Source organism: Pseudoxanthobacter soli DSM 19599 (assembly GCF_900148505.1).
GTDB classification, from domain to species: Bacteria; Pseudomonadota; Alphaproteobacteria; order Rhizobiales; family Segnochrobactraceae; genus Pseudoxanthobacter; species Pseudoxanthobacter soli.
Genome location: NZ_FRXO01000002.1, coordinates 551,679 through 572,276, shown reverse-complemented (window position 1 = coordinate 572,276; position 20,598 = coordinate 551,679). Strand labels below are relative to the sequence as shown.

The window sequence follows — 20,598 nt, the reverse complement described above, 5'->3', positions numbered from 1 at the left end:
AGCCAGGGGCGGATATCCAGTCCAGATTGTCCGGTCCGGGTTATCTGGGCCAAGTTATCGGGGCCAAATTGTCCGGCCTGGCCGATATCAGCTCCCAACGGAAATGCCGATGTCGCTGCGGCCGGGTGGCTCCGTTCCCGGCGGCTGGATCAAAAGATGTCGTTCCAGACGCTCTTCACACCGTCGACCACGCCGCCCACCGCGGTGCCGACGACGCTGCCGCCGGCGATCATGCCTCCGCCGACGACGAGATTGGCGCCCTCCGCCAGCACCGCGCCCACGCCGACGACCGCGGCCGTCGGCGCCGCCGCGATCGCAAAGGCCGCCGCGCCGACGACGGCACCGGCAATCGCGCCGATCCCCAGCGCGCTGATACCGGCGTCTATCTCGCCGAGCTGTGTGTCCGTCAGGACGTTCAGGCTCGGGAAAGCGGTGTTCATGACCGTGCTCATCTTCAAAACCCCACCGGAATTCGGTTGTCGGGACTTCAGCTCAACCGTGTCGGAATCGGCTTTGCTCCAACGTGCCGTTCAATGGCCGGGTGGAACGCCCGCTCCGATGAGCTTGACTTAATATGTCCCGGTGGGAGGCTTCAAATTAAGAAGATGTCATCTTTATATCGTTCTTTGTAATATTCATTCCGATCAGGGGGCGGGTGCCACCTTCTCCAGGCGGCAGCCCTGTGCCGGGACGGAATCGATGGTGCTGGTGATGGGCGCGCATTCTCCGGTCTTCTTCAGGCCGTAGTGCTGAAGCGCCGTGTCGGCGGCCCCGGGATAATCCTTCAGGTTCTCGAAGCCCCAGATCGGCCCCTCGAACGCGCGGATCGCGGCTTCCATCCGCGGCCTGAGCGTGCCCTCGGAATCCGGGCGCACGAGGTTGCTGTTCGGCGCGATCACCTGCACGCCGGCCGGAAGATCCGGGATGAGATAGGAGAAGGCCCCCGGGTCGAGGAACACCACCAGCGCGCCCGGCTCCACCGGCGGGAGGCTGATTTCGACGGCGTGGACGCTCGGGCGCGATCTGTCCCACCACGGATAATGGGTGCGCCACACGGTGGCGATCCCGACCACCACGACGGCGGCGATCCCGATGCAGGCCATCACGCGCCGGGGCAGCCAGGCGGCGACGGCCGCGCAGACCAGCACGCCGGAGAAGCACTCTATCAGCGCGCTGTAGCGGTAGATCGCGAACATCGCCTCCCACAGCCCGTAGGCGATGAAGAGCGCGAGCGCGAGCAGGCCGCCCGCCCGCCGCGAGGGTGGACCGGCGCGGCGGAGGCCGCCGAAGACGACCGACGCGAGCAGGGCCAGCATGGCGAGAAGCGCAAGCAGAAGCCGCGCGTCGCGCATGGCGAGTTCGATCGCCTGGTTGGAATAGGTGAACGCCCACAGCGCGGGGAAAAGCAGCGCGTGCGTCCAGGTCTGCGGCTTGAAGCGGTCGTCCGACCAGCGTCCGGCGGCCACCCAATCGGAGCGGAACACGTCGTTGAAGGCCGGGAACACCGGGTTTCCGGTGAGCTGATAGATATGCCACCACCACCAGCCGGCCACCGCGAAGGCGGCGATCACGCCGGCGAGGCCGAACACGAAACCGGCGGCGATGCCGGTGCGCCAGCGCGGCAGTTCGGCGACGATCACCGCCACGAACAGGCCCACGAACAGCGGCAGCGAGGTCAGCTTCAGCCCCACGGTCGCCCCCGCCAGAAGGCCGGCGAGGGCCACGGTCCACACCGGCAGGGCGGGGCGGTCGCGCAGCGGCACGCAGCCGAACCACACCGCAAGCCCGGCCAGGAACGGCAGGCCCTGCGGGATCTCGCTCATGGTGGTGCCGATGGTGGAGAAGCTCGCCGAGCCGGTGACGCCGAACAGCGCGGCCGCGCCCGCCAGCACGTCACGCAGCGGCCAGGACTGCGGCAGCACGCGCCGCCCCACCAGATAGACCAGGAGCGCGGCCACGGCATAAGGCAGCGCCATGATGACGTGCAGCACGGCGGGATGGTCGTTCAGGGCCTGCGTCAGCAGGAAATAGAGCCCGTCGAGGCCGGGGAAGAAATAGCTTTGCAGCCCCGCCGCCGCGATGTCCTGCGGCCGTCCGCCGGAGACGAGCGCGAAGCCGTTATAGCGGTGATAGATGCGCAGATCCGGCGTGCCGTCACCGCCGATATAGAGGCCGAACAATCCGAAGAAGAGAAGGTAGAGGCCAAGCCAGGCCCATGTGGCCGGTGCGATGCCGCCGGAGCGCGGGGCGGCGGAGGGGCGAGGCGTGGTCATCGGTGGGTCCGGAGGTTTCGGCCGGCCTCGGAGAGGCGCGCGACGGGCGATGCGGCGAGAGGCTTTGCAGCCGGAAAGGTCAGGGCTTGCGGCCGGGGGGCGGCACGGCGAGATAGGCGAGGGTCTTGGCCTCGCGCCGGCCGCGCGACACGCCATCGAGCACCAGCCCCGCATTCAGCGCCAGGAGGCTTGCGAGCGCGAGGCCCATGGCGAGCACGGCCGTCGGCAGGCGCGGCACCAGTCCGGTCCGGCCGAACTCCAGCACCACCGGAACGCCGAACGCCAGCGCCACGAGAAACACGACGAAGGCGATGGTCGAGAAGAATTGCAGCGGCTTCTCCTCGCGGATCAGATGGCTGATCAGCCAGAGGATTCGCAGGCCGTCGCGATAGGTCCTGAGCTTGGAGGTCGACCCTTCGCCGCGCTCGCGGTAGCGCGTCGGGCGCTCGCCGATGGGCAGGTCGAGTTCGAGCGCGTGGACGAGGAGTTCGGTCTCGATCTCGAAGCCGCTGCTCTTGACCGGGAACGACTTCACCATGCGGCGCGACATCGCCTTGTAGCCGGACAGCATGTCGTCGTTGCGCTTGCCGAACACGGCGCTGACGAGGCCGGAGAGCAGGCGGTTGCCGAACTTGTGCCCGCGCCGGAACGCGGCGTCGCCGACCGCCTCCCGGGCGCCGTTGACGATGTCCATGTTGTCGTTGACGAGCGTCTCGATCAGCAGCGGCGCGGCCTCGGCCTCGTAGGTGTCGTCGCCGTCCACCATCACGTAGATGTCGGCGTCGACGTCGGCGAACATGCGGCGGACCACGTGGCCCTTGCCCTGCCGCGTCTCGCGCCGGACGACGGCGCCGGCTTCCTCGGCAATCCGCACCGTCTCGTCGGTCGAATTGTTGTCGTAGACGTAGATCGTCGCGGTCGGCAGGCTGCGGCGGAAATCGCGCACCACCGCGCCGATGGCGGCTGCCTCGTTGTGGCAGGGGACCAGCACCGCGATGCTGTGGCTGGCGGCGATCTCGGCGATGGTGGCCATGACGTCCTCGAACTCAGAGATTGCTCCCCGGGGGCGGCGGGGTGCGCTGGCGGGCCGGCGGCACTGTCCGCCGCCGACCGTTCGCTGTCCCGGCATCAGCCATGCCTGACCGGCGCGGTCAAGCCCGGCGGGCCGGCGCGCCGGCCCGGGGCGAGCGCGCTCAGGAAATCAGCTCGAGGACGTGGCCGATGAAGCGGTCGGGGGTGAACGCGCGGGCGCGCTCGGCGGCCCGCGTGCCGATCTCGATCCGCTCCTCGTCCTTCTGCGGCCGCAGGATGGCGGCCGTGCGCATCGTCAGCATCTCCAGCGAATCGTAGAGGAAGCCGTCCTCGCCGTCGGTGATGATCTCGCGCGCACCGCCCGCATTGAGGGCGAAGGCGACGCAGCCGGCCGACATCGCCTCGGCGATGGCGATGCCGAAATGCTCCGCGAGTTCCGGATGCTGCTTGAGGTTCTCCTCGAGCCCGGTGCCGTGCCAGTAGATCGCGGCATCGCGGTAGAGCCCGGCGAGCTCGCTGTTGGAGCAGTTGACGTGGAACACCACCGGTAGGTCGGCGGCCATCGCCTGCAGGCCGTTGAGATAATCCATGTGTTCCGGCCCCGGGGTGGAGGAGCCGGCGAGATGGAATTCCACGTCGCCGCCGACGCGCTGCGCCAGCGAGCGGAACGCCTCGATCAGCAGGTCGTGGCGCTTGGCATGTCCGCCGACGAAGAAACGCCCGACGGTCAGGATCATCCGCTTCTTCTTCGCACGCGCGTCGCCCTCATAGGGCGGCACGGGCGGATAGAGGATGTCCGTGCGCACCATCGGCAGATTGTATCGCTGCATCCCCTGGAGCACGTTCCTGCGGGTGAAGTCGGAATTGACGAGCACGGCGCGGTAGCCCGTCAGCAGCGCCGGATCCGGCGTGCCGTCGGCCGGCAGCGGGAACGGGAACTGGCAGTGATAGTAGCTGTCGCGTGCCTGGGCCGGGATCGGCGGCGTGACGTGGTTGCCCATCACGACCTGGATATCGAACTCCGGCTCGTCGGGCAGGTCGAGTTCCGTGACGATCCGGCAGCCCGAAAGATCGAGGCCGAACACGCACGCGAGGTTCGTCAGCCGCAGGTGGCTGTAGGGATGCGGGGTCGCGATCGTGACGTTGAAGCGGGTGCTGAGCGCATCGGCCAGCGTCAGAAGATAGCGCTCGCCGCCGCCGGGCGTGAGATTATAGGGCGTATAGATCAGCGCGCGCCGGGCATCAGCGGGCGGCGCCGGGCGCTGCCGGGTCGCCGGGGTGAACAGCGCCCGGCCGGCAGCGAGGGTCTCCGGGCTGCGGTCTTCCAGGTAGTCGCCCCAGCGCGACAGGAACTTGCCGCGGTTGAGATCGCCGAGCGCCCGCTTGCGCGCCGAGGGGATCGCCTTCTCGTCGGTCGAATAGCCTTCGAGGTGAATGACCGTGACCGAGGGGATTAGCCAGACTTCCTGGCCGAGCGCGGCGAGCTTGAAGCAGAAATCGGTGTCTTCGTAATAGGCCGGCTCGAACGCCAGGTCGAAGCCGCCTGCATCGAAGAAGCTGTCGCGGTGGACGAGCAGCGCCGCGGCGGAGATGTAGTCCACCGCCTTGGCCGGCATGTTGCGGATCGCGGCCGCAGGCTTGCCGCGCAGCGAGCGGGCGGGAATGCCGCTCGGGTCCATGTTGCCGCCGGCTTCCTGGATGGTGTCGTCGGGGAACAGGAACACCGGCCCGACGGCGGCGGCCTTCGGGCGCTCCGTCAGCGCGGCGTGAAGGCCGGTCAGCCAGCCTTCCGGCACGAACACGTCGTTGTTGAGCAGGCACAGGAACCGGCCGCGCGCGTGCTCGGCGATGATGTTGTTGGCCTCGCCGAAATAGCGGTTCACCTCGAGCTGAACCAGCCGCACATCGGGTTCCAGCACGCGCAGCGGCTCGAACTCGGCCCGCCGGCTGCCGTTGTCGGCGATCAGGATCTCGTAGGTGAGGCCCTCGGTGTGTTCCCAGATGTGCTCCACGCACGTCCGGGTCATGTCGGCGGCATTCCAGTTGATGATGAGGATCGAGACGTCGGGGCGGTCGCCCCCGCTCCAGCGCCGCGCCTTGGCGCGCAGCTCCTCGAGCGGGCGGTCGAGGCGCAGTTCGTCGGGAATGCGCGCGCCGTTCGCCCGCGCGTTGACGAAGCTGTCGAGGGCGGCGGCGGTGACGTCCGCCGCCGTCCGCCATGAACTCGGATGCCACTCCGCGGCGATGCGGGCCTCGGCCTTGGCCAGAACATCCGGGTTCAGGACCGCGCGGCTCATCACCCGGTAGGCATCGTCGTCGTCGAGCGGGTCGAAATACCAGGGGAGGTTGCCGGCATATTCGCGGATCGGCTCCAGGCCCGACGAGATCGGCACCTTGCCGTAGGCGAGGGTGTCGGAGATCGACAGACCGTAGCCCTCGCTCAGCGTCGGGAACACGGTGAACAGGCACAGCCGGTAGAGATCGGCGAGTTCGGCGTCGGCCACGTCTTCCAGAATGGCGATGCGGCCGGCCTTTGCGAGCGCAGCGACGTTCTCGTCCGTGGTGCCGAGGCGAAGATCGTCGCGGCCGACGAGCACCAGCATCGGCACCTTGTCCGCCCCGAGGGTCTCGACCAGGCGGCGCCAGAGCCGCGGCAGCATCGCCTGGTTCTTGCGCTTGTCGATGGTGCCGACCGAGAGCGCGTAGGGCACGGTCACGCCGGGGCGCAGCGGCTTCGCGGCCTCGGGCACGGGCACGAGGCTCGGCCCGAACGGAATGGTGACGATCGGCTGCCGGCGCGCGATCTTCATCTCGCGGGCCCACGCTTCGATCTGGTGACGCACGAAATCGGTCGAGACGAACAGCGTGCTCGCCTTGCGGGCGACCGCGTCCATCCAGAGCGTGAAGCCCGCGTTGAACTCGGGGGAAACGAACTCCGGCTCGTCGATCGGGATGATGTCGTGGACGAGAACGCTGAAGGTGAGGCCGTTGCGCACCAGCCGCTCGATCAGCTCCACATAGTGGGCGTTCCAGATCACCCCGGTGAAGAGCACATGGTCGCCCGGGGCGGCCGACATGCCCTGGACGGGGATGCCGTCGCAGACCTTGCGCAGTTCTTCGATCGCCGGACCCGATCCGCGCCAGTTTCCGGCCGAGACCTGGGCGAGGCCCGCGCCGCCGGCCGTGGCGATGGCGGGAAGCCAGCGCGGCCGGGGCCGGTCCTCGACGCCGCCGCGGAACAGCTCCGCCGTGACGCGGCCGACGCCGGTGAGATGGCTGTGGTCGGACAGCCAGTCGATGGTGTCGCCCATGAAGAACCACAGCACCGGCTCGCGGCCCGCCGGCGACGTGGCGGCGGTGGCCGGGGCGGGAAGGGCGACGCGCGGCGGCGGGGCCTTCAGCCGGGCCAGGTTCGCGGCGGCCCGCAGGGCCCACCGCGTTTCGTGGACGAGGCCGGGATTGTTGCGCGCGAACCCGCGCAAGATCCGCGCGATGGCGGGAAAGCTGGTGGAGGCGGTGCGGACCGGGCGGGTGATGCGCCAGCTCACCGAGGCGCGTGTCGCATCGAGCACGGCGTGGGCCTCGGCGGCGGCACGCAGCGCCTCGTCCGCCCGCGACTGGGCCAGAGCGAGCTGGCGCTGGATCTGGCGGCTGGCGATGGCCGCCTCGCTCGCGCGCCGTTCCGCGGCCATGCTCCGCTCGGCGGCGACGCCGAAGGCGGTTTCGTAGAGCGAGCCGAGCCGGGCGAACAGCCGCTCGAGGCCCTGCAGGCCTTCGCCGCGCGCGGCCTCCGCAAGGGCCTGCAGGCCCGGTGGCACGGTGCCGACCGGCACGACGGCGAGGCCACGGCCCACGGGGAAGGCGGCAGGATAGGCGGCCAGCAGTGCCCGCCAGGCGGCGGTGCCGGGGGAGCCGGCCGACGACGAGGGAGCCGGCGCGATGTGCGCGACGAGCGCAACCGCATGGGGCGAAAGCGCGTCGCCGAGGGCTGCGATCTGCTCCTCCGCCGAGAGGCCATTGCCGGCGCCGTCCACCAGCACGAGGTCGACGGTGCCCGCCGTGGCGGAGACGTCGTCGGGCGTCTCGATCAGGTGCAGCCGGTCGCCGAGGCGGTCGGCGAGCCAGTGGGCGCGTGCGCCGCGCGAGGCGGGCGCGATGCGGCCGGCCTCCGGCGGGCAATAGAGCGTGGCCGCAGGCGTCCTGTCCGCGAGCATCGCGACCACGGTCGTCGGCTCCGGCAGGAAACTGACGATGCCGCGCGGCGCGAGGTGGGAGGACAGCCAGAGAACGAACGGGACGTGGGCATCCCAGGCATCGCCGACATAGCCGGAGGGCAGCGAGCCGGCGCAGGAAGACAGAACGTCGAGCAGGACGACCAGTTCGTCGTTGGTAACAAGGTGCTGATCGGAAGAAGACATCAGAAGCAGGGTCTCTCGTGTCGCCGACGAACCGGCCGGGGGAGCGCGGACGCTGGGGACGAAGGACGATCCGGGCGCCAAGTCAAGACCGTCGAGGACTTTTGGTTTCGAACGGCGAGGAAACGGCGCTGAAGGAACGCCCGCGGGACGGGGGTAAAGCGAAGGGCCGCGCCTTCGGGCGCGCCGCCCGTACCGGAACCTCGGCCGCAGCTCTTCCGGCAGAAGGCGGAACGGTTCCTCCTCGTCACGGCCAGTGCCCGAGACCGGCACCGCCGCCTGCGGCCGGCCTCGTCCGATCGCTCGATATCATTCCTGCGCCGTTCTTCGGGAAAACGCGACACTCTGGTCCGCTGGCGGACGTTCAAGCTGCAACCCATGCCCCGATCCTATCCGCTGCGTCTCCCGGTCACCAAGACGTTCGATAGATTTCACGCGCAAGTGTGGGGTGATAGGTGCGATATCGCAACAGTCTCGGAAATCCGCACGCGTTTCCCGGCGGGGCCGGTTTTTGACGTCGGGCGGGCTTTTCGCCCTCGCGGAGGCGGAAAGGCCGGGCGGAAGGCGGCCTGTCACGCTCGGATGGCCCGAATCCGGCCTCCGGCACCCTCGTCGTTCTACCGGTGAGGGCAATTCCGGCGCCTCTTCAATTTTGAAGCTAAATAGGGTGGCGGTCAGTTGAAAGAATTTGAAAGAAAAGAAACATTGTGAAAAAATGAGGAGGCACCCGTCGATTTTCACTGAGATTGACATTGCAGGGGGTTCTTATAAGGATGCCTCTGGGGCGATACACTGTGTCTTGGGGTGCAGGGTCTTTTATATGGACGTTGAAGGACGCGGGGGCGTTCCCCGGCCGCATGGCGGCTGCGGGGCTTGATCGTCGGACATGATGAATGCGGCCGTCCCGGTGCAGCGCGAGCCGTCGCGCCGGGCAACGGTGAGGCATGTCCGCGGCGCGGCCGGCGGGCGAGATCGTTCGTCCGCATGTCGCCCGGCCGGTTTCCGGTTCTGCCGGCCAGTCGTCTGGGTCGTCCAGACAAGGTCAGTCTGGACGAGAGCGCTTTCCGATCTGATGGAATCATCAGATCGACAGGAAATCGCTCCAGATTCAAAGGTTTGAGCATATCGTTGCCGTTCAGATCGGTTCGATCTGAACGGGATATGCTCTAGGTGCTTTCGACCAGGATCCCTCGGATCAAGGTCGTTGAGGCCAACGTCATTGGGCGCATGTCGCCGGGCCTGCGGGCTGCCGTGGCGACGTCCATTCATTGAGCATCCGTTCTTCGAACGGCGGGAAGGCGATGCGGCGCTTCTTCATGGGGGCATGAGGAAGCGCCGTTGTTGAAACTGGAGGCGGGGAATGCGCTCTATTCTACTGGCTGCTTCGCTGGCTTTGCTGTCCACGACGGCAATGGCCCAGACGGCGGGGCCCACCTACACATCCGTCTGGGATCTCGGCGACAGCCTGTCCGATACCGGCCGCACCTATGCCCGAACCAAGTACCTGAGCGGCCTCAAGGATGGGGCCGGCAACGCCTGGGAGCAGGTCAAGAGCCTGTTCGGTGGTTCGGCCAATCTCAGCCAGGACAGCATCACCCAGCCCGTCGGCAACCTTTACTATCAGGGCCGGTTCTCGAACGGACGGGTCTGGGTCGAGTATCTGAACTCGATGAACGGCCTGACCTACAATGCCGACCACAACCTCGCCTGGGGCGGCGCGGTGACGGGAACGGCGACCGACTCCAAGATCTACCTGGTGATCCAGCACCTCGAGCAGCAGGTCGGGCAGTTCACCGACAAGGTGAAGGGCACCGAGAAGTGCTTCATCTTCTGCGTCGGCGACAAGGCGCTGTCCACGTCCGAATATGGCGACCATCCGCTGGTGACGCTGTGGATCGGCGGCAACAATTTCAGACAGGTGATCGAGGATACCAGCTTCAACGACAGTCTGAGAACGTTCATATCGTCCAACACGACGTCCATACGGACGTATCTCAATAAGAAGGGTGACGATACTGCGTTCACCGACTTCCTGAACACGATGTACACGGGAACGACGCTGGGCGGTAAGCTGCTCGTCGAAAAGACCGATATCGTCAAGAACGTTCCGGACGACCTGCGCAAGATCAATTCGGCCATCGCTGGGCGGAACGACATCGCGTCCCAGGGCGTGACCTACTACGTGCCGACCATCGCCGACGTCAGCACCACCCCGAAGATGCTGCTTCAGGACGCCGACACACGCTTCGTCCTGAGCTCCGCGGTGAAGGATACCAACCGCTCCCTCAAGGAAGCGCTGTACGATCTGTCGGACGAGTTCTCGAAGGCCAATTCCAAGACCCGCCTCGTCATCGTCGACACCGCGGCGCTGCTGGACGAGGTGACCGCCGATCCGCAGGCGTTCGGGTTCGTCTATTCGAACAAGAACTGCGTCGATTCCGAGACCGGCAAATACACCAACGGCTGTTCGGCCGACAATGTCGGCGACTATCTCTACTGGGACCAGTTCCACCCGACGACCAAGGCCCATGAGATGGTCGCGGTCTACGCCCAGACCACCGACTGGCTGGAATACGGCGCCACCGTCAACCTGACCCAGCCCTATGTCGCCAATATCGAGATCCGCAACCAGACCTTCTCCGGCGTGATCAACGGGACCGGCTCGATGATCAAGAAGGGCGAGGCGGAGCTGACGCTGGCCGGCCTCAATTCCTATTCCGGCGGCACGCGCATCGACAACGGCACCATCCGCATCACCACCGACGAGAATCTCGGCGCCCGCTCCGGCGTGCTGACCATGCAGGGCGGCGGCATCGCCACCGGCGTGACCATGGCGATGACGCGCAACGTCGTCGTCAACAAGAGCGTCTCGATCGACAGCCCCTATGGCGGATCGAATTTCGGCGGCACGTTCACCGTGGATTCCGGCGCCGTCATGACGCTGCGCGACAACACGATCTCCGGCACGGGCGACATCCTCAAGAACGGCGCGGGCACGCTCGACATCCGCTCCGCCGTGACCGATGCCCGCACCCTCACCCAGGTCGACAGCGGCCTTCTCAAGATCAACGCCGCCGGGAACTACGTCACCCAGCAGCTCGTGGTGAATTCCGGCGCCTCCCTTGGCGGTTCCGGCACCATCGTCGGCACGGTGGTCAACAACGGCCAGCTGGTGCCCGGCAATTCCATCGGCACGCTGACCATCGTGGGCGACCTGATCCAGGGCGACAGCGGCGTGTACGGCCTGGAGGTCGATACCGCCCGCAGCGACAATCTCGTGGTGACCGGCAACATCGTGCTCGACGGCACGGTCAACATCATCACCGATCCGACGGACAAGCTGGACGGCCAGACCTTCACCATCGCGCGAAGCGAGGGGTCGGTGTCGGGCGAGTATGACGAAGTGACGGATCTGAGCCCGTTCCTGTTCGAAACGCTGCACTACGACCCGAATTCCATCAGCGTTTCGTTCACGCGCGACTTCACTGCCCCGGCCACGACGGCCAATGAAGCCGCAGTCGGCGCCTATCTGAACGGCATCTACCTGCCGATCGACCAGGGCGATCTCGACAACGTGTTCTATGCCCTCGACAACACCGTCACGGCCGCGGCCGGCGCCAAGGCGCTGCAACTTCTGTCGGGCGAGACCCTCGGCAACGGCATGACCGCCGATGCCCTGCAGCGCGGGCAGTTCACCCGGGCGCTGGAAGACCGCATCGCCGGCCGCCGCTTCGGCATCGGCCAGAGTGCCGTCACGGCCGCCACCACCGTCCAGGCGACCGGAGGGGCCGCCTCGGGCCTCGCGGGCGCGGTGCAGGCGGCGGATGCGCCGGATTCACGGTCGGTCTTCACCGGCGTCTCGACCTGGGCGCGCGTTCTCGGCGGCCCGGCCTTCGTGCGCGGCACCGGCGCGTTCGACATGACGAGCGTCGGCGTGCTCGTCGGCGTCGACAAGTCGTTCGGGGATTCGCTCATCGGCATGAGCCTTGCCTACGGCAACTTCAATGCCGACGGCAACGACGGCTCCAGCACCAGCGCCGACACCTACGGCGTGTCGCTCTACGGCTCGCTGCAGAACGGCCAGTGGTTCGCCGACGGCACGCTGTCCTACAACTATGCCGACTATTCCACCGAGCGTCAGATCACGTTCGGGACGCTGTCCCGCACCGCGATCGGCTCGCCGATCGGCAACGACCTCTCCGCCTCGGTCAAGGCCGGCGCGCATCTGTCGTTCTCGCAGATTATGGTGGAACCGAGCCTCGGCTTCGACTGGTACCGCATCGACCGCGGGTCCTTCTCGGAGTCGTCCGCCGGATCGGCGGGTCTCAGCGTGCGGTCGCAGACGATGGACCTCTACATGCCGTCGGTCGGGGCGCGTCTCGCCACCCGCTTCGAGGCCGGCGCCTTCACCATCACGCCGGAGATCGCCGCCCGCTACTACTACAATTTCGGCGATACCGACGCGAAGACCCAGGCGTCGCTGATCGGCGCGCCCGCGGGCTCGTTCGAGGTCGAGTCGGCCGGAATCGGGCGCAATATCGGCGTGCTCTCCGCCGGCATCGCCGCGGAAACCGCGCAGAATCTGCGGCTGACCGGCCAGTACGAACTGGCGGTGAGCGGCAGCTCCACCGCCCACACGTTCTCGGCCGGCTTCAAGTACACCTGGTAACGGCCGGGAACACAGGCAGGCGGCCTCCGGGCCGCCTGCCTTTCTTCGCGAAGGGGGATATCCGCGTCGGTTGCGCCCGGGATCCGTCAGAACGCCGCGGTCATCGGGTTGGGGCCGATGCGGCCGTCCTGCGCATCGAGCGCGGCGATGGCGGCGAGGTCCGCCTCGTCGAGCTTGAAGCCGAACACGTCGAAATTCTCCACGATGCGGCTCGGCGTGACCGATTTCGGGATCACCACGAGGCCGCTGTCGATGTGCCAGCGGATGATCACCTGGGCCGGGGTGCGGCCGTGCTTGGCGGCGATGGCGGCGATGGCCGGATCGGCGAGGAGGGTGCCCTGGCCGAGCGGGCTCCAGGACTGGGTGACGATGCCGCGTTCGGCGTGGGCCGCGCGCAGGGCCTTCTGCTGGAAGCGCGGATGCAGCTCGATCTGGTTGATCGCCGGCGTCACGCCGGTCTCCGCGATGATGCGGTCGAGATGCTCCACCTCGAAGTTCGACACGCCGATCGACCGGGCGCGTCCCTCTTCCCGCAGCCGGACGAGCGCCCGCCACGTATCGACGAACAGGCCCTTGCGGGGCGCCGGCCAGTGGATGAGGTAGAGATCGACATGGTCGAGCCCGAGCCGCTTCAGGCTCGCGTCCGCCGCCTTCAGCGTGGCGTCGAAGCCCTGGTCGGCGTTCCACACCTTGGTGGTGACGAACAGATCGTCGCGCGGAAGGCCGGCGGCGCGGATGCCTTCGCCCACGCCCGTCTCGTTCTCGTAGATCGCGGCCGTGTCGACGTGCCGGTAGCCCGCCTCCAGCGCCGTGCGCACGGCGGTGACGGCGACGTCGTTCGGGGTCTGCCACACGCCGAGCCCGACCTGCGGGATCGCGCGGCCGTCGTTGAACGTCAGATGAGGTTGCGTTGTCACGGATGTCTTCCTGAATGCTGTCGCAGTGGCGCGTGGGGGAACGGAAACCCGGCAGGGCGCAAGCGCCTCGCCGACGAGCCCGCACCGCCGGGAATGCCGCGAGGCGGCGTGATGGTCATGGCCGGGTGCCGGCGAAACACGCGAAGACCGTTCGCTTCGAACGGTGCGCGTGGCCATCGCCCCCCGATGGCGCCGCCGTCCCGCACTGGAACTTAACACCTGCATCCGGGAAGGAAACGGCCTCGACCTGAACGAAGCGTTGAGGAAAATTCAATGATACGGTCTTGAATTGCGCGAAAAACGGCCCATCACGCGGCATCGCGCATCGATCGCGCCCCATGTCTTCATCTTTCTTCAATGTCGCGGATATCGGAAGACGCCATGCTCCCCCTGTCCAGAACCGACCTCGGCGATCTCAGCGTGTTCATGGAGGTTGCGCGCTGCCGCAGCTTCACCAGGGCGGCGTCGCTGCTGGACGTTTCGACGTCCGCGCTCAGCCACGCGGTCCGCAATCTCGAAACCCGCCTCGGGGTGCGGCTTCTCAACCGCACCGCCCGCAGCGTCACGCTCACCGAAGCCGGCGAACGGCTGCTGGCACGCCTCGAAGCGGGCTTTCGCGAGATCGGCGAGGCGGTGGAGGATCTGAACCTGTTCCGGGAGGGGCCGGTCGGGCGGCTGCGCCTCAACGTGCCGAACGATGCCGCCCGGCTGATCCTGGCGCCGATCCTCGCCGACTATGCCCGGCAGTTCCCGGGGGTGAGCCTCGACATCATGGTGGACAACGCCATGGTCGACGTCTTCAGCGCCGGCTTCGATGCCGGCATCCGCTACGGCAACCGCGTGCCGCAGGACATGGTGGCGGCGCCGCTCGGCCGCGATCTCGCGTGGGTGACGGTGGCGAGCCCGTCCTATCTCGCCGCGCGCGGCCGCCCGCGGACGCCGGAGGACCTCCACCGCCATGCCTCGATCGGGCTCCGGCTCGGCGACGGCAGCCTCTATCACTGGGAACTCGGCGACGGCGAAAGCGCCCGCACGGTCGACCTGCGCAGTTCCATCGTCGTGAACGAGACGCAGCTCGCCATCGATGCGGCCTTGCGTGGCGCCGGCATCGCCTATTGCCTCGCCGCCCACGTCCGCGCCGAACTGGCCTCGGGCGCGCTCGAGCGCGTGCTGCCGGAGTGGACCTCCTACGGCCCCGCATTCCACGTCTATTATCCGAGCCGGCGGCAGGTTCCGGACGCGCTGCGGCGGCTGATCGAGCTTGCGCGCGTGGAAATGAGCCGGCTCGACGAGGCGACCGCCGCCGTGCTGGCGGCACCGGCCCGGCCGGGCTGACCTCCCGTCACGCTTGCGGTATCCGCCGGTCCGTGCCGCCGGCCTATCGCGCGGCGGCGCACCGCTTGGGGCCGAGGCGCTCCAGGGTCAGCGTCTTGAAGTCGAACACCGAGCGTTCCATCACGACCGGCCGCTGGTTCTGGGCCTTGAGCTTGTCGTAGTCCGGGCAGGTCTCGGGCGTGCCCTCGCCGACATAGAGCAGCAGCGTCACGTCGGTCGGCTTGATGAGCGGCCATTCGCGGTCGACATAGCGCGCCTGCCACACCGTGGCGCCGGTCGCGATGTCGCGGATGGTCAGCGTATTCGGTGCCGTGGGCGCCATGTCGTCGACAATCACGAAGCCGCGCGCCGCACCGAGCAGCCGCACGCCGTCGGCGGGGCCTGCGATGGCGATGTCGTCGGGACCGAGCCTCGTGCTGCAGAGCGTATCCCGGTCGGTCGGCTTGCGCGCGATGATGGTATCGCCGCCCTTGCCGTCCGCGGGCGGCGCGGCCACGACCGCATAGGGGCCGCTTTCGACGCAGCGCACGCCCGGCGGCAACCGCAGGGCCGCTTCCGCCGAACCCGCGGCCGAGGCCAAGGCCGCGACGGCGGCGAGGGTGGCGAGCGCGAAACGGGCGAAGCCGCGCGGCGTGACCGTGCGCGAGGGGAGCGGAATCGGCATGGCGATAGACCTTTCACGTCGTCGGGCGAAGCCGGCATCCGGTCGCGGACGCCACGGGCCTGCCTCGGCTCAGGACAGGGCGATCGCCTGTGCCGTCGCCGTCCGGTTGCGGCCCTGCTGCTTCGCCGCATAGAGCGCCTTGTCGGCGAGATCGATCAGATGAGTGTAGTCCGGATGGCCGTCGAAGGTCGCGGCGCCGATCGACACGGTGACGCGCCAGTCCGACCCATCCGGCAGGTTCAGTGTCTTCCTCTCGAGCGACTGCCGTATGCGCTCGGCGATCTCGATGCCCGCGGCGGCATTCGTCTCGATCAGGGCGATCAGGAATTCCTCGCCGCCATAGCGGAACACGAAGTCGCTGAGGCGCACGGTATCGAGGATCACGTCGGCGACCTGGCGCAGCACGAGGTCGCCGACCGAGTGGCCGGCGCCGTCGTTGATCCGCTTGAAATGGTCGACATCGAGCATCAGCAGGGTGAACGGCGCGCCGCCCTTGATCGCGATCGCGGTCTCGCGGCCGAGGATCGAAGGCAAAAAACGCCGGTTCAGGGTGCGTGTCAGCGGATCGCGGCCGCTTTCCAGGCCGGCGACGCTTTGGAACAGCTCGCCCAGCAGGAACTTGATCTCGTCGACCATCGTCTGGAGGCGGCTCGTCAGCGCCGACAGCGGTGGCCCTCCCGCCTCTCGCGCCTCCGCGATCTTGGGCAGCAGCACGCGGTCGATGTTCTGGAGGTTGGCGTTGATGGTCTCGAGCGACGGCGATCCCTGGAACATCAGCCCGGCACGGTGGTGCACCCAGAGCCCGAACGGCGATGACCCGATCGGGGGCAGGGCGCCGCCGGCGCCGCCATTGCCGAGCAGGCTGAACAGGATCGACTGGCTCCATTCCATCAGCGCGGCGCGCTGGCTCTCGCGATCGACGGTGCTGTCCTGGCCGATGGCGAACAGGCGGAAGGCCTCGTCCACCTCGGCACCCTGCGTGCTGACCGAGACATAGGCCTCGCCCATCAGGCACATGGCGTCGTCGATGCGGCTGTTGAGCAGTCCGAGGGCGCTCGCCAGTCCGTCGCGGTCGAGCGGGCTTGCCACGAGATCCGCCGCGAGGGCGTTTTTCAGGAACATCGTTCCCTTCATGACGAGGTGGGCCGGCAGCCGGACGCGCGCATGGATCGCGCCGATCGCGCGCTGATGCGCCTCGAAGGATACCCGATCGCCGTCGGGGTCAGAGGCCAGAAGCTCCAGCAGCCATCGCCGAAGGCCCGGCTTCAGCCGTTCCTGCACCATGGCATGGCTCAGGAACGCCGATCCCTCGGCGTCCTGCATGAAGGTGCCGTAGAACAGGTCGACCAGCGCATCCGCGTTCTCTGCCGCGATCCCGGCGAGAACGGATTGCGGATCCTGCGCGGCGGCGGTGGATGCACCGGCCGGATGATCGTCGGATATCTGGTCCATGATCTATCGGATAACCGTCTCTCGGGCGTGCCTCAACCCACCCGTGTTTGCCGCTGGTCCGATACCGCTCGCCAGCATTGCATGGCGGGGGGCGTTCTGCGCGGGAGGCCCGCGGCCGCGGGCCATGCGGCGGTTCAAGCGCCGCGTCTGTTGTGAGGGTTCGTGGCGACAAACCGCCGCCGGTTCAGGAAGTTGAGAGCCGGACGCTGCGTCCCGGCCGCTCGGGTGTGGCGCACGTCAGGCCGTCTCGGCGCGGTTCATGGCGCGCCGTTCGGTCGCCATGCGGTCGATGGCCGCGCGCAACGCCGGGTGGCGGGTCATGAACTGGTTGAAATCCCGCCGGTCGAGAACCTGGAACTGGCAGAAATCGACCGCGGTCACGTCGGCGGTACGCCGCTCGCCGGAGAGAAGCGCCATTTCGCCGAAGATCGCTCCGGCCTGGAGGGGAATGCGGTGGTCGCCCACCTGCACCTCCACCGCACCCGAGGAGATGAAATACATCGCGTCGCCCCGGTCGCCCTTGCGGATCACGCGCTGCCCGGGCGAGGCGGATTTCGGCCGGAACAGCAGCAAGAGCGAATCCTGATCGTGCTCGTCGATCAGCGACAGCATCGGGAACGTCTTGATGAGTTCCTCGATCTCCAGCTTGCGGGCATGTTCCCGCTCCTCGCCGCGGGCCTTGTTGCGCGCGAGGTCCTTCTCAAGCGCGTGGAAGCGCTTTTCGCCGAAGAAGGGCTTGCCGGGTGCGGGGGCGAACCGCTTCTGCAGCATTCCCGTGACGAAGAACACTGCCGGGTTGAGGATGATCGACAGGATGGAGCCGGCGAGCACGAGGTCGCGGCCCTCTGGCGGCATCAGGCCGTAGGAGATGCCGAGGGCGAGCAGGATGAACGAGAACTCGCCGATCTGGGCGAGGCCGGCCGAAACCATCAGGCCGGTCGAGACGGGATAGCCGAGCGCGAGCACGATGCCGAACGCGATCACGCCCTTGCCGACGATGATGAGCGCGAGCACGCCCAGCACCGCATCAGGCTCGCGGATCAGGATCGAGGGGTCGAACAGCATGCCGACCGAGATGAAGAACAGCACCGAGAAGGCGTCCTGCAGCGGCAGGGAATCGGCGGCGGCCCGGTGGCTGAAATGGGACTCGCTGAGCACGACGCCGGCGAAGAACGCGCCGAGCGCGAAGGACACGCCGAACACGGCCGCCGAGCCGTAGGCGATGCCGAGGGCGATGGCGAGCACGGAGAGCGTGAACAGCTCGCGCGAGCCGGTGCGCGCGACCCGGGCGAGGATCCATGGCACCACCTTCGGGCCGAGGGTGATGGCGAGGGCGGCGAAGGCGGCAACCTTGCCGAGCGTGATGGCGATGGTGAGGAGGATCGGCTGCGCGTCGCCCGCAGCGCCGTGGCCGGCAGCCCCGGCACTCTCGTGGCCGCCGAGCACGCCGGCGAAGGCCGGCAGCAGCACCAGCGCCAGCACCATGGCGAGGTCTTCCACGATCAGCCAGCCGACCGCGACGCGGCCGTTCGCCGTATCGACCAGGTTGCGCTCCTCCAGCGCCTTCAGAAGCACGACCGTGCTCGCGACCGAAAGGCTGAGGCCGACGACGATGCCGGCACCGAGGCTCCAGCCCCAGGACAGGCACATGCCGATGCCGAGCAGCGTCGCGAGCAGGATCTGGCCGACCGCGCCCGGGACCGCCACCCCGCGGACCGCGAGCAGGTCGGCGGCCGAGAAGTGCAGGCCGACGCCGAACATCAGGAGGATGACGCCCATCTCGGACAGTTCGCTCGCCAGCCCGGCGTCCGCCACGAACCCGGGCGTGAACGGTCCCATCATCACGCCGGCGATCAGGTAGCCCACGAGCGGCGGCAGGCGCAGCCGGTCGGCGATATAGCCGAACACGAAGGCGAACACGAAGCCGATGGCGAGCATCGCAATGAGAGTGACGTCGTGATGCATTGGCCGGTTCCCGGAACGTGATGCGCGTCGCCGCCTGCCAGGCCGGCTCCGGTCTGAATGCCGCCTGAAGGCCGTCGTCGCAAGGGCATCGCCGGCGTCGCGGCCATATTTTCGCCGCTTCCGGCGACAACGCGGTCCGTCGTTGCAGTTCTGCGTCGCCTCGCGGCCGCGAACCGGCCGGAGCCGTTTGGAAATTGCCGGCGGGAGCCGCGGCGGTCACAATCGCGGGCGCGAATCTTTTCTCAGGCATTTCCACCAGAACGCCCGCCTCTGCGAACGGACCGGAACGAACGTCATGACCGCCTATCAGGATCTTTCGGACCATTTCGGCCGGATCGCAGCGGTGTCGGATGCCCTCGGCATCCTGCAATGGGACAACGACGTGATGATGCCGGTCGGTGCCTCGGCCCGGCGTGGTGAAAGCCTCGCGGCGTTGAACGTGCTGCGTCACGGCATGACGACCGATCCGCGTCTCGGCGACCTGATCGCGTCGGCGGAGGCCGATACCGGCCTCGGCGTCTGGGAGCGGGCGAACCTGCGCGAGATCCGCCGCATCTGGACGGTCGAGACCGCGCTGCCGGCCGATCTCGTCGCCGCGTCCGCCCGGGCCGTCGCCGCGTGCGAGATGGCGTGGCGCCAGGCGCGCGCGGCTTCCGACTTTCCGGCCCTGCTGCCGCGCCTTGCCGAGGTGCTGCGCCTCCAGCGCGAGATCGCGGTCGCCAAGGGCGAGCGGCTGGGGCTCTCGCCCTATGACGCTCTCCTCAACGACTACGAGCCCGGCGGTCGCTCGGCGGACATCGATCTCCTGTTCGACGATCTCGCCGCCTTCCTGCCGGGCTTCACCGCCGAGGTGATGGAACGGCAGGCGCGCCGGCCGGCCGATCCGCCGCTCGAAGGTCCGTTTCCGGTGGAAACCCAGCGCGCCCTCGGCCTCAGGATGATGGCGGCGCTCGGCTTCGACTTCACCCGCGGACGGCTCGACGTCTCCACCCATCCGTTCTGCGGCGGCGCGGACGACGACGTCCGCATCACCACCCGCTACGACGAGGCCGATTTCGCGAGCGCGCTGATGGGCGTGCTGCACGAGACCGGTCATGCGCTCTATGAGCAGGGTCGCCCGGCGGCCTGGATGGCGCAGCCGGTCGGCCGCGCCCGCGGCATGAGCATCCACGAGAGCCAGTCGCTGCTGATGGAGATGCAGGCCTGTCGCAGCGCCGCGTTCCTGGCGTTCGCCGCGCCCGTGCTGCGCGAGGCGTTCGGCCGCTCCGGCCCCGCGTGGGAGGCGGAGGCGCTGCGCCGGCGGTTCACCCGCGTCGCGCCCGGCTTCATCCGCGTCGAGGCCGACGAGGTCACCTATCCCGCCCACGTCATCCTGCGCTACCGCATCGAGAAGGCGCTGATCGCCGATCAGATGCCGCTCTCCGAACTGCCGGCGGCCTGGAACGCCGGCATGGCGGCGCTTCTCGGCATCGTCCCGCCGAACGACCGACTCGGCTGCCTGCAGGACGTGCACTGGCCGAGCGGTGGCTGGGGCTATTTCCCGACCTACACCCTCGGCGCCATGACCGCGGCGCAGCTGTTCGATGCGGCGCGGCAGGCGGACCCCGGCATCATGGAGGCGATCGCCGGGGGCGATTTCGGCCCGCTCGTCGGCTGGCTGCGGACCCATGTCCATGGCCTCGGCTCGCTCTACGAAACCCCCGAGCTGCTGACCCGCGCCACCGGCCGGCCGCTCGACGCCTCGGTGTTCAAGGCGCATCTCCATCGGCGTTATCTCGACGAGGCCTGAGCCGGCTCATCATCTGCGGCGGAGATTCGATTGGACGGCGCCAACGTCGCGTGCCTAGACTGCCCCACGGCGAAAGCGCTTTCCGTC

11 protein-coding genes are annotated in these 20,598 nt (G+C 68.1%); 3 read left to right on the top strand and 8 right to left on the bottom strand.

The genetic code is table 11. The features are described from left to right. Positions 1-149 precede the first annotated feature (149 nt). From BUF17_RS06925 to BUF17_RS06910, 4 genes are all read right to left on the bottom strand, one after another. Entirely contained in the window at positions 150-440 is a 291-nt protein-coding gene (locus tag BUF17_RS06925) for a hypothetical protein (protein WP_073626881.1), read from the bottom strand. 204 nt (positions 441-644) lie between these two features. Next, positions 645-2,273 (bottom strand): hypothetical protein, encoded by a 1,629-nt coding sequence (locus tag BUF17_RS06920; RefSeq protein ID WP_073626879.1) that lies wholly within the window; start codon positions 2,271-2,273, stop codon positions 645-647. A 79-nt stretch (positions 2,274-2,352) separates the two neighbouring features. Beyond that, positions 2,353-3,306, bottom strand: coding sequence for a glycosyltransferase family 2 protein (locus BUF17_RS06915; RefSeq protein ID WP_073626877.1), 954 nt, complete (start codon positions 3,304-3,306; stop codon positions 2,353-2,355). A 160-nt stretch (positions 3,307-3,466) separates the two neighbouring features. Next, on the bottom strand, positions 3,467-7,723 hold the full coding sequence (locus BUF17_RS06910; protein ID WP_073626875.1) for a glycosyltransferase: 4,257 nt from the start codon (positions 7,721-7,723) through the stop codon (positions 3,467-3,469). A 1,357-nt stretch (positions 7,724-9,080) separates the two neighbouring features. Between BUF17_RS06910 and BUF17_RS06905 the strand changes: the two genes are divergently transcribed. Further along, positions 9,081-12,389, top strand: coding sequence for an autotransporter domain-containing protein (locus BUF17_RS06905; protein ID WP_084564168.1), 3,309 nt, complete (start codon positions 9,081-9,083; stop codon positions 12,387-12,389). Positions 12,390-12,475: 86 nt separating this feature from the next. Here the strand turns inward: BUF17_RS06905 and BUF17_RS06900 are convergent, their stop codons facing one another. Next, positions 12,476-13,306 carry an aldo/keto reductase gene (locus BUF17_RS06900; protein WP_073626871.1) on the bottom strand — a complete coding sequence of 277 codons (831 nt, stop codon included), beginning with the start codon at positions 13,304-13,306 and terminating at the stop codon, positions 12,476-12,478. Positions 13,307-13,687: 381 nt separating this feature from the next. Between BUF17_RS06900 and BUF17_RS06895 the strand changes: the two genes are divergently transcribed. After that, complete coding sequence (locus tag BUF17_RS06895; protein ID WP_073626869.1) at positions 13,688-14,641, top strand: LysR family transcriptional regulator; 954 nt, start codon at positions 13,688-13,690, stop codon at positions 14,639-14,641. Between the two features lie 43 nt (positions 14,642-14,684). Here the strand turns inward: BUF17_RS06895 and BUF17_RS06890 are convergent, their stop codons facing one another. The 3 genes from BUF17_RS06890 to BUF17_RS06880 form a co-directional block, all read right to left on the bottom strand. After that, complete coding sequence (locus tag BUF17_RS06890; RefSeq protein ID WP_073626867.1) at positions 14,685-15,305, bottom strand: hypothetical protein; 621 nt, start codon at positions 15,303-15,305, stop codon at positions 14,685-14,687. Between the two features lie 69 nt (positions 15,306-15,374). Next, positions 15,375-16,757 (bottom strand): GGDEF domain-containing protein, encoded by a 1,383-nt coding sequence (locus BUF17_RS06885; RefSeq protein ID WP_073626865.1) that lies wholly within the window; start codon positions 16,755-16,757, stop codon positions 15,375-15,377. Between the two features lie 237 nt (positions 16,758-16,994). Next, positions 16,995-18,722, bottom strand: coding sequence for a cation:proton antiporter domain-containing protein (locus tag BUF17_RS06880; protein WP_073626863.1), 1,728 nt, complete (start codon positions 18,720-18,722; stop codon positions 16,995-16,997). A 295-nt stretch (positions 18,723-19,017) separates the two neighbouring features. Here BUF17_RS06880 and BUF17_RS06875 point away from each other — a divergent pair, with 295 nt between their 5' ends. Further along, positions 19,018-20,511, top strand: coding sequence for a carboxypeptidase M32 (locus BUF17_RS06875; protein ID WP_073626861.1), 1,494 nt, complete (start codon positions 19,018-19,020; stop codon positions 20,509-20,511). Positions 20,512-20,598 lie beyond the last annotated feature (87 nt).

What these genes read in the sequence shown, in the direction of transcription:
- BUF17_RS06885 (WP_073626865.1), bottom strand. Translation starts at nt 16,757, where the DNA reads ATGGACCAGATATCCGACGATCATCCGGCCGGTGCATCCACCGCCGCC.
- BUF17_RS06875 (WP_073626861.1), top strand. Translation starts at nt 19,018, where the DNA reads ATGACCGCCTATCAGGATCTTTCGGACCATTTCGGCCGGATCGCAGCG.
- BUF17_RS06910 (WP_073626875.1), bottom strand. Translation starts at nt 7,723, where the DNA reads ATGTCTTCTTCCGATCAGCACCTTGTTACCAACGACGAACTGGTCGTC.
- BUF17_RS06920 (WP_073626879.1), bottom strand. Translation starts at nt 2,273, where the DNA reads ATGACCACGCCTCGCCCCTCCGCCGCCCCGCGCTCCGGCGGCATCGCA.
- BUF17_RS06915 (WP_073626877.1), bottom strand. Translation starts at nt 3,306, where the DNA reads ATGGCCACCATCGCCGAGATCGCCGCCAGCCACAGCATCGCGGTGCTG.
- BUF17_RS06890 (WP_073626867.1), bottom strand. Translation starts at nt 15,305, where the DNA reads ATGCCGATTCCGCTCCCCTCGCGCACGGTCACGCCGCGCGGCTTCGCC.
- BUF17_RS06895 (WP_073626869.1), top strand. Translation starts at nt 13,688, where the DNA reads ATGCTCCCCCTGTCCAGAACCGACCTCGGCGATCTCAGCGTGTTCATG.
- BUF17_RS06905 (WP_084564168.1), top strand. Translation starts at nt 9,081, where the DNA reads ATGCGCTCTATTCTACTGGCTGCTTCGCTGGCTTTGCTGTCCACGACG.
- BUF17_RS06925 (WP_073626881.1), bottom strand. Translation starts at nt 440, where the DNA reads ATGAACACCGCTTTCCCGAGCCTGAACGTCCTGACGGACACACAGCTC.
- BUF17_RS06880 (WP_073626863.1), bottom strand. Translation starts at nt 18,722, where the DNA reads ATGCATCACGACGTCACTCTCATTGCGATGCTCGCCATCGGCTTCGTG.